General features: G+C 61.0%; 5 protein-coding genes and 1 tRNA gene. 4 read left to right on the plus strand and 2 right to left on the minus strand.

The annotated features are described in order from the left end of the window. The first annotated feature begins 37 nt into the window (after nt 1-37). Both ACE3OH_RS18665 and ACE3OH_RS18670 read left to right on the plus strand, forming a co-directional pair. Complete coding sequence (locus ACE3OH_RS18665) at nt 38-1,438, plus strand: DUF1800 family protein (RefSeq protein WP_374356754.1); 1,401 nt, start codon at nt 38-40, stop codon at nt 1,436-1,438. 10 nt (nt 1,439-1,448) lie between these two features. Then, the gene (locus tag ACE3OH_RS18670) at nt 1,449-2,600 is read left to right on the plus strand and encodes a DUF1501 domain-containing protein (RefSeq protein ID WP_374356757.1); all 1,152 of its coding nucleotides are present in this window, start codon (nt 1,449-1,451) and stop codon (nt 2,598-2,600) included. Nucleotides 2,601-2,682: 82 nt separating this feature from the next. Here ACE3OH_RS18670 and ACE3OH_RS18675 read toward each other — a convergent pair whose 3' ends face one another. Next, complete coding sequence (locus tag ACE3OH_RS18675; RefSeq protein ID WP_374356760.1) at nt 2,683-3,456, minus strand: cytochrome c5 family protein; 774 nt, start codon at nt 3,454-3,456, stop codon at nt 2,683-2,685. Nucleotides 3,457-3,620: 164 nt separating this feature from the next. Here ACE3OH_RS18675 and ACE3OH_RS18680 point away from each other — a divergent pair. Together ACE3OH_RS18680 and ACE3OH_RS18685 are read left to right on the plus strand one after the other, a co-directional pair. Further along, nucleotides 3,621-3,697: transfer RNA gene (locus ACE3OH_RS18680), tRNA-Arg, on the plus strand. Between the two features lie 200 nt (nt 3,698-3,897). Continuing rightward, nucleotides 3,898-4,215, plus strand: a complete 318-nt coding sequence (locus tag ACE3OH_RS18685; RefSeq protein WP_374356762.1) for a DUF805 domain-containing protein — start codon at nt 3,898-3,900, stop codon at nt 4,213-4,215. Between the two features lie 110 nt (nt 4,216-4,325). Here the strand turns inward: ACE3OH_RS18685 and ACE3OH_RS18690 are convergent, their stop codons facing one another. Then, nucleotides 4,326-5,312, minus strand: coding sequence for a helix-turn-helix transcriptional regulator (locus ACE3OH_RS18690; RefSeq protein ID WP_374356764.1), 987 nt, complete (start codon nt 5,310-5,312; stop codon nt 4,326-4,328). Nucleotides 5,313-5,524 lie beyond the last annotated feature (212 nt).

Genomic DNA, 5,524 nt, shown 5'->3' on the forward strand with positions numbered 1-5,524 from the left:
TAGGCTGGTTTCTCCTCGGTATCTGTGAAGGACAATCATGCTGCCTTACTTACTGGCTTTGGTCATGGCCGTTTCGGTGCTTGCCTCACCCATGGGCGAGGCCGATGCGCGGCATTTGCTGGCGCGCACCGGCTTTGGTGTCCGTAGCGAGGAATTGGCGCAATTCGGTCGTATGTCGCGCAGTCAGGCGGTCGAACAATTGCTGGCTGGCGTACAGACCCAGGCGGGCACGCCGCCGCCGGCCTGGGTTAATGATGCGCCGTTTCCGAAACGCGAGGTGGCCAATGACGAAGCGGCCAAGCAGGCCTACCGCGAGCAGATCCGTGAGCAGGGCATTGCACTGCGTGAGTGGTGGTATCAGGAGCTGCTTGAAACGCCATCGCCCCTGACCGAGAAGATGACCCTGTTCTGGCACAACCATTTTGTGTCGGCACAGCAAAAGGTCAAATCGCCGCAGCTGATGTACCGGCAGAATGTCTTGCTACGCCGCGAGGGCCTGGGCAATTTCGGGCGGCTTTTGCACGAGGTGGCGCGCGATCCGGCCATGCTCGAATACCTCGATGGGGTAAAGAACCGGCGTGGCGAGCCCAACGAGAATTTCGCCCGCGAGGTGATGGAGCTGTTCACCCTCGGCGAGGGCCATTACAGCGAGCAGGATATCCGCGAGGCGGCGCGTGCCCTCACCGGCATGAGCCTGGACCGCGACAGCGGCGACTACCGATTTCGGCCGGCGCTGCATGATTTCGGCGAAAAAACCGTGTTCGGCCAGCGTGGCAATTTCGATCCGGACCAGTTTCTTGATTTGCTGCTGGCGCGGCCTGAGCTGGGTGAATTCATCAGCGCCAAGCTGTGGCGCGAGTTTGTCTCGCCCGAGCCCGACCCGAGCGAAATCCGGCGCCTGGGCAAGCTGTTCCGCGACGCCCATTACGAGATCAAGCCCTTGATGCGCGCCTTGTTGATGAGTGATGGATTCTGGGCGCCGAACAATCGTGGCGTGCTGGTGAAGTCGCCGGTGGAGCTGGCGATTGGCAGCTACCGCAGCTTTGGCCTCAAGCCGCCGTCGTGGAAGCCGATTCTGGGCGTCAGCCGCAATCTGGGGCAGGACCTGTTCAATCCACCGAATGTGAAGGGCTGGCCCGGCTACACCGACTGGATCAATAGCCAGACCTTGCTGACGCGCAAGCAGATGCTGGCAAAGCTGTTCCGCATATCGGACATGGCGGCGCCGCCGCTCGATCCCAGTCGGGTCGACAAGGAATTGGCGCGGCTGGGGCAGGGGAGCGTCGACTTCAATGCCGAGACCTGGCTTGCCAGTGTGGGCGGCCTGGGGCGGGCCAGCTTGTTGTTGCTGCCCTTGTCCATGGATGGCATGGCCGATGGCAGTGCCGCCAGTAGTATCAGCCAGATGGCCCTCAACCCGCAGTATCAGCTCAAATAAGGACGCCGCCATGAATCGACGTGAATTCCTACGCGCCACCGCCTGCGGCGGCATGTTGACCCTCGCCCCTGGACTGGCCTGTGCGGCGGCACCGAGCGCATCGGCGCGCCTATTGATCCTGATCGAATTGAAAGGCGGCAACGACGGCCTTAACACGGTCATCCCCTATGCCGACCCGGCCTATTATGCGGCGCGGCCCAAGCTGGCGATTGCCCGCGATCAGGTGGTGCAGCTCGATGAACGCACCGGACTGCACCCGGCGCTAAGCCCCTTGCTACCTTTGTGGCAGGACGGCCGGTTGGCGCTGGTGCAGGGCCTGGGCTACCCCAAGCCCAATCTGTCGCATTTCCGCTCGATCGAGATCTGGGACACCGCATCCGACAGCGATACCACCTTGCAAAGCGGTTGGCTGACGCGCCAGTTTGCCGCCCGCCCCTTGCCGGCGGAGTTTGTTGCCGATGGCGTGCTGGTCGGCAGCCCGGAACTGGGGCCGCTCGATGGTGGCGCGCGTGCCCTGGTGCTGCAAAGCACCGATGCCTTTGTGCAGCAGGCCAAGCTCGCCAATGATATGGCGGCTGGCGCACCGAATGCGGCGCTGGCGCATTTGTTGAAGGTGGAGGCGGATATCCGGCTGGCGGCCAAGGGCCTGGCTGTGGGGGGCAAACTGCAGACAGCCTTCCCTGACAATGGCTTTGGCAAGACGGTAAAGGTCGCGATGGATGCGCTGGCAGCCAATCGTAATATCGGCGTACTCCGCCTTACCCTCGGCAGCTTCGATACCCACGTCAACCAGCGGCCGCAGCAGGAGCGCTTGCTCGGTGAGCTGGCGCAGGGCCTGGTGGCCATGCAGGCCGCCTTGACCGAGCTGGGTCGTTGGCAGGATGCGCTGATCTTCAGCTATGCCGAATTTGGCCGCCGCCCCTATGAGAACGAAAGCGGCGGCACCGACCATGGCACGGCCAATGTGCACTTTGCGCTGGGTGGAGCGGTGCGTGGCGGCTTGTATGGCAAGCGGCCGGACTTTGCCGATCTCGATGGCGGCAATCTGCGCGCGGCGGTGGATTTTCGACAACTGTATGCCAGCGCCTGCCGTTTCTGTTGGGGCAGCGATGGCGTGGCGTCGCTGGGGCGGCAGTTTGCGCCTTTGCCGATTGTGGCCTGATTCCTCCCGCGAGCGCGGGCTGCAGGCAGAAATGAAAAACGGCGCATCGAGGATGCGCCGTTTTGTCTGGTACTTGCCCTGCTTACTTGGCCGCGTTGACCATGTATTCAACAGCTGCGTGGAACTCTTCGTCCGAGCCACCATAGCCGCCCTTGGCCGGCATGGCGTTCTTGCCCTTGATACCGCTGGCCACCAGCGCATCCAGGCCCACTTTCACGCGTGGTGCCCATGCAGACTTGTCGCCGAACTTCGGCGCGCCGGCTGCACCACTGCCGTGGCAGGCTACGCAGGTGCTTTCATAGATTTCCTTGCCCTTGGTGGCCGGGTCTACCTTGGCGCCAGCTGCGGCTACTGCACCTGCGGCACCCTTGACTGCCGGCTCGGTGAACTTGGCGCCTGCGGCATTACCCATATAGGCCACGGCACGGGCCACTTCATCGTCGGTCAGATCAGCTGCGCCGCCTTTGGCCGGCATGGCGTTGATGCCTTTGACGGCATGCTCGACCAGCGTTGCATAGCCCTTGCTGATGCGTGCGCCCCAGGCGGCAGCATCGGCAAACTTCGGCGAGCCGGCCAAGCCTGCGCCGTGACAGGAGATACACACATTCTCATACACCGCCTTGCCGGCGCGGCTGCCGGGTGGGCCCGATTCGTCGAGCTTGGCAAGGCCAACCGGCTGGATACGCGCGGCAATGGCTTCATTAGTCATGGTCGGGCTGCCTGCATCCAGTGCCATGCCGCCGGTAAACAGCTTGACCGCGAAGAACAGGAAAACGGGAATGCCGATAATGGTTGCCAGGACTACCCCAATCAACTGCTTGACGGTCATCGGGTTGTCGGCCTTCTCGTCGCTCATGCTGCCATCCTTTTGTGCTCTGTTGTCGGGTAAGGCCGCCCAGATGGCGACCAAAAACCCCGCAATTATAGCGGGATTGACCGCCACCACCAACGCTTGCGGGCCAAAGCTGGACGTTGTGGCGCAAAATCGCTATTCTTACGCGCCTTTCGCAGCAAAAATCCGCGTCCGTAGCTCAGTTGGATAGAGTGTCAGTTTCCGAAGCTGAAGGTCACAGGTTCGATCCCTGTCGGGCGCGCCAGATAAGTCAAACACTTGGGCCAGTCATTGCGACTGGCCCTTGTTGTTTCTGGGCTCATGGCAGGTGCTCGTTTCCCGCAAACGCCTGACAGGCAGCGCGATATTGCGGCATGATTGCGCCGCTGTCCTGCTTATCGCTACCGGATTGCCAGTGTTTGCAGCCGCGCCCGCAGGACAGGCGTCAACAATCAAGGAGGAAGCATGACCTTTGTGGAGTCTATTCGTACCTGCTTTACCAAGTTTGCCGATTTCAACGGCTGCGCAAGCCGCTCCGAGTTCTGGTGGTGGGCCCTGTTCAATTTGCTGGCTGGGGTGGTCCTCGGAATCGTCAGCGACAAGCTGTCTTTGGTTTTCTCGCTGGTAACCCTGGTTCCCTATATCGCGGTGACGGCACGCCGCCTGCACGATACCGACCGCAGCGGCTGGTTCCAGCTGATCGGCCTGATTCCGATCATTGGCTGGATCGTGTTGATCGTTTGGTGTGCGCAAGAAGGCAAGAGTCCAAACAAGTATTCCTAGGTACTGAGGTCCAGTCGGGACACAGTTCTATCAAGCAAAAAGGCCGGTCGTTGCGACTGGCCTTTTGTTGTTTTTGGGCAAAGGCATTGCTGTATGCCGTCAATGAGTCGCTATCCACATGGCGGGTGCTGTGCTTGGTACTGGGCCAGCGCCTGTGCATGGTCGCACTGAACCTGGGCGATCAAAGCGGGCGGCGAAAGCACTCTCACCGATGGCCCCCAGCGCAGGATATCCATGGTCAGCTCCTGGGCTTGGCCAAACGGTACGGTCAGCTCATAACGGCCATCAGCCAGCCATTTCCCTTGTTGCTGCGCATGCCACTGCTCATCGGCCACCCAGCGTGCGGCTTCGGCAGTGAACTGAAGCACCGCCAGCTGGGTTGCCTGGCCGGTAAATGCGCCGTATTCGCCATCGAGTGCGGCATCCAGCTCGCTGCTATCGAGGTCTTTCTCGATGGCCTCACCCAGTTCAGCCGAGGCAATCCGGTCCAGCGAGAATCGGCGTAGTGCGTCTTGTTGATGACACCAGGCATCTACATACCAGTTGCTGCGGTAGTGAACCATGCGCTGAGGCGAGATCAGCCGGCTGGTTTGCTGATTCTTGTGGCGGCTGTGATAGCGGATATGGAGCTGTTTGCGCGCGATGGTGGCGGCGGCAATCGCTTCGAACGAGGCTGGCGTGGTGTGGCGGCGCATATGCTCCAGCAGGCGGATGCGTGAGGCTAGGCCATCTGGATTGTGGTGGCTTTTGCCCAGCATATCGGCTACCCGTTCGCGCACTGGCTGCAACAGTCGCGATAGATAGCTGCTGCCGATCTGCGATAGCAATTGCTCCATGGCTAGCATGGCCAGTAGCTCATCGGCCGAAAACCAGATGCCGGGCAGCTCGATATTGTCTGGCTTGCCGTCCAGTCGATAGCCACCCAATTCGCGATCGAAAACGATGGGTGCCCGAAATTCGTCGCGCATTTCCTGAATGATGCGGTTTGCAGTGGCGCGCGAGCATTCCAGCTCTTCCATGATGCGCGACAGCGGTACGCCAGTGCGCCGCCCCGCCAGTAGCCGATGCAATTTATAGGTTCGGGTTGCCTTGTCCATGAGCAGGCTCATCAATTGAGATTGATGGCTTGCAGACTAGCGACATCAACCTGAGGGGAGCAAGCACATGATGCAGTTCGAAGCGGACCGGCTGGTGTTTTGGGGGACTTTGCTGCTGGGGGCGATTTGCCTCTTGATGATCTGAGCCGACTTTGCTGAGGCAGGGCGCAGCTGGCGTGTTCCGGCAAAGGGCAAAACCTGTAGACACAGAG

The sequence above is a fragment of the Chitinimonas sp. genome, assembly GCF_041904975.1.
Lineage (GTDB): Bacteria > Pseudomonadota > Gammaproteobacteria > Burkholderiales > Chitinimonadaceae > Chitinimonas.

Bases quoted from the DNA above. Each gene is read 5' to 3' on its own strand.
- ACE3OH_RS18685 (WP_374356762.1), top strand. From the start codon at position 3,898: ATGACCTTTGTGGAGTCTATTCGTACCTGCTTTACCAAGTTTGCCGAT.
- ACE3OH_RS18675 (WP_374356760.1), bottom strand. From the start codon at position 3,456: ATGAGCGACGAGAAGGCCGACAACCCGATGACCGTCAAGCAGTTGATT.
- ACE3OH_RS18690 (WP_374356764.1), bottom strand. From the start codon at position 5,312: ATGGACAAGGCAACCCGAACCTATAAATTGCATCGGCTACTGGCGGGG.
- ACE3OH_RS18665 (WP_374356754.1), top strand. From the start codon at position 38: ATGCTGCCTTACTTACTGGCTTTGGTCATGGCCGTTTCGGTGCTTGCC.
- ACE3OH_RS18670 (WP_374356757.1), top strand. From the start codon at position 1,449: ATGAATCGACGTGAATTCCTACGCGCCACCGCCTGCGGCGGCATGTTG.